4 protein-coding genes are annotated in these 3,004 nt (G+C 75.6%); all 4 read right to left on the minus strand.

From position 1 onward, the window contains the following. Window positions 1-113 precede the first annotated feature (113 nt). A complete protein-coding gene (locus CSC68_RS15695; RefSeq protein ID WP_162204530.1) occupies window positions 114-605 on the minus strand; it encodes a protein sip-5 in 492 nt (163 codons plus the stop codon). Next, window positions 602-1,108, minus strand: a complete 507-nt coding sequence (locus CSC68_RS15700; protein ID WP_162204531.1) for a phage holin family protein — start codon at window positions 1,106-1,108, stop codon at window positions 602-604. Before CSC68_RS15700 ends, CSC68_RS15695 begins: the two co-directional genes overlap by 4 nt. Before the next feature lie 10 nt (window positions 1,109-1,118). Further along, window positions 1,119-1,478: a hypothetical protein gene (locus CSC68_RS15705; protein ID WP_162204532.1), complete on the minus strand. Its 360-nt coding sequence runs from the start codon at window positions 1,476-1,478 to the stop codon at window positions 1,119-1,121. 87 nt (window positions 1,479-1,565) lie between these two features. Beyond that, the gene (locus CSC68_RS15710; protein ID WP_246193644.1) at window positions 1,566-2,963 is read right to left on the minus strand and encodes a Do family serine endopeptidase; all 1,398 of its coding nucleotides are present in this window, start codon (window positions 2,961-2,963) and stop codon (window positions 1,566-1,568) included. Window positions 2,964-3,004: the final 41 nt, after the last annotated feature.

A 3,004-nucleotide genomic window follows, 5' to 3' on the forward strand; every position in this document is an offset into this window, starting at 1 on the left:
GAGTAGATCGTCGCCAGCGTCGGAGGTGTAAACGAGACAGGGACGGACATGCGGCCTCGGGCGGCGGGACGCCGGCGCGGCGTGGGGTGGTTCGGATCGGGAGCTGGCGCCGGTCAGCGCTCGGAGATTTCGGTGGCGGCCTCGGCCGGAGCCGGGGCGCGGTCGCGCAGGGGTGCCGGTCCGGCGGGTCCGGGATGGGGGAACGCAGGGGTCTGCGGCCCGGTGCCCGGGACCGCCGCCTCGGCGGCGGCGGCGGCCGGAGCCGGCGCGGCTGCAGCCGCGACCTCGGCCGACGCGGCACCCTCGGCCGCGGACTCGGCTGCGTCCTCGGCGGTGGCCGAGGCGGAGGCGGCGCGGATCGATGCGAACATGGTCGAGGCGGTGCTGAGCATCTGCAGCCAGCGCGCACTGCCGACCTTCGACAGCGGTTCGGCGCGACCGATCAGGAACCCGGAAACGAAGCCGGCGACCATGATCCGGGTCGGGGTCCAGCTCTCGCGCCACAGCTGGCGCAGGCGGGTGCGGCTGCCTTCGGCATGGTCCATGGAGCGCTGCACGCGTGCCTCGGCGCGCTCCACCCGCTGGCGCAGGTGTTCGAACCTCATCGTGGCGCCTCCGGGGAAGCCGGGGCCGGGGCCGGCGCGGGGGAGGGCGAGGGCGGAACGTCGTCCTCCTCGTCGTCCTCCTGGAACAGCCCCATCCGGGTGAGCTGGCGGCGGGTGGCGTGCAGGCCCATGTAGTCGAAGAAGCGCGCGGTGCGCCAGGCGGCCAGGCCGCACACGGCAAGGTTGAACAGGGCGGCGATGCACAGCGCGCTGAGCCAGGACAGACCCAGCCGCTGCATCAGCGCCACCGCCGCGGCGGTGGCCAGCAGCCAGGCCGAGGCGCCGAACACCACGGCCACGCCGGTCCAGGCCAGCGCGCGGCCCATGGCCGAGCGGGCCATGGCGATGTCGGCCGACAGCAGCGCGCGCAGGGCGCGCAGCGAGTCGCCGGTGGCGCCGAGGGCCTCGCGGCCGGCGGCGCCGACCTGGCGCAGGCTCTCGTCCAGTGGCGGGGGCGAGCCGGCCTGCTGGCCGGCGTCCCCTGCGTGCTCCCCGTCGCTCACGGCGCGGCCGTCAGCGGTCGCGGCGGCTCAGCGCGGCCACCAGCCAGCCGGCGGCGAAGGCCACGCCGAAGGAGGCCAGCGGACGCTCGCGGATCAGTTCCGAGGCGCTGTCCAGCAGGTCGCGGCCCTTGTCGAGCAGGGCGTCGACCTGCTCGCGCGCGGCCTCGCCACCCAGCTCGGCGGCGGCCAGGCCGGACAGCGCGGTGGCGGCCAGCTCGGCCTTGACGTTGGCCTTGCCCAGGCGCAGCTCGTCGCCGGCGGCGGTGGCGGCGCCACGCAGCGCCTCGCCCGCGGCGCCCGCGGCCGACTTCAGGTGCACGCCGGCTTCGCTGAGGTTTTCCTTGATGTTCTCGGTCGAGGTCGGGGTCATCTGCGTTCTCCTGTGTGGGGATGCCGGGGCGGCATTGGCGCGGCCATCTGACCACGCCCGCGGTGTAGGGCCTGTTACGGGCGGCGCTTACTGCAGCACCAGCCGTCCGCGCACGTTACCCCGCTCGATCAGCAGCACCAACTGCCGCGGCGGTTCGGCCAGGCTCGAACGCAGCGAGGCCAGGTCCGAGACCTGCCCGGCGCTGGTGGCGGTGATCACGTCGCCGGGGCGCAGGCCGTTCTGCGCGGCGCGGCTGCCGCTGGCGACCTTCTCCACCAGCACGCCCTGGCCGCGCGACTGGCGCAGGGTCTCCGGCAGCTCGGCCAGGGTGGCGCCGGCCAGGCGCGGATCGACCGCCTCGCCGGACAGGCTGCGCGGCTGCTCGCGCAGGGTCGCGGTGAGGGTGATCGTGCGGCCATCGCGCAGCACCTGCAGCGGCACCTGCGAGCCCACCGGCTGCAGGCCCTCGAAGTTGTGCAGGGCCATCGGGTTGGCGATGCGCTGGCCGCCGGCCTCGACGATCACGTCGCCCGGGCGCAGGCCCGCGGCGGCGGCGCCGGAGTTGGCCTGCACCCGCGCCACCAGGGCGCCCTGCTGGTTCTCCGGCAGGCCCAGGCTGCGCGCCAGGCGCGCGTCCAGCGGCTGGGTGTCCACGCCCAGGGTGCCGCGCCGCACCTCGCCGGTGGTCACCAGCTGCTGGACCACGTCGCGCGCCAGGTTGGAGGGAATGGCCAGGCCCAGGCCGATGTTGCCGGCCATCGAGCCGCGCGGGTTGAGCGAGGCGGTGTTGATGCCCACCAGCTCGCCGCGCAGGTTGACCAGGGCGCCGCCGGAGTTGCCCGGGTTGATCGAGGCGTCGGTCTGGATGAAGTTCTGGTAGCCCAGGCCGCGGATGCCGCTGCGGCCCACCGCCGAGACGATGCCGGAGGGGACGGTCTGGCTCAGGCCGAACGGGTTGCCGATGGCGACCACGAAGTCGCCCCCCTGCAGCCGGTTGCTGTCGCCCAGCGGCAGCTCGGTCAGGTTCTCGGCCGGGATCCGGATCAGGGCCACGTCGGTGTCGGCGTCCGAGCCGAGGAACTCGGCGGTCAGGGTGCGGCCGTCGGCCAGCGACACCGACACGTCGTCCGCGCCCTCGATCACGTGGTGGTTGGTCAGCACATAGCCGCGCTGGGCGTCGATGATCACGCCCGAGCCCAGCGACTCGTTGATCCGCTCCTGCGGCACCTGCGGGAACATGCGCCGGAAGAAGGGATCGTCGAAGAACGGGGTGCGCACCCGCCCCCGGGTCTTGGTGTGGACGCTGACCACCGCCGGCATCACCCGCTGCAGCATCGGCGCCAGCGAGGGCAGCTGCTGGCCTTCCACCGCGCCGGGCAGCGCGCCGGCGGCGGCCATCGGCAGGGACGGAGCCGGGGCGGGGGCGGGCAGGGGCGGGGCCGGGCGCGGCGCGGGCCGGGCGCGGGTGTGCCAGGCCGCGCGCACGGCGGGGGGGGGGGGGCGCGCGGAGGGGGGGGGGGGGGGGG

The sequence above is a fragment of the Pseudoxanthomonas suwonensis genome, from assembly GCF_010093235.1.
GTDB lineage: Bacteria > Pseudomonadota > Gammaproteobacteria > Xanthomonadales > Xanthomonadaceae > Pseudoxanthomonas > Pseudoxanthomonas suwonensis.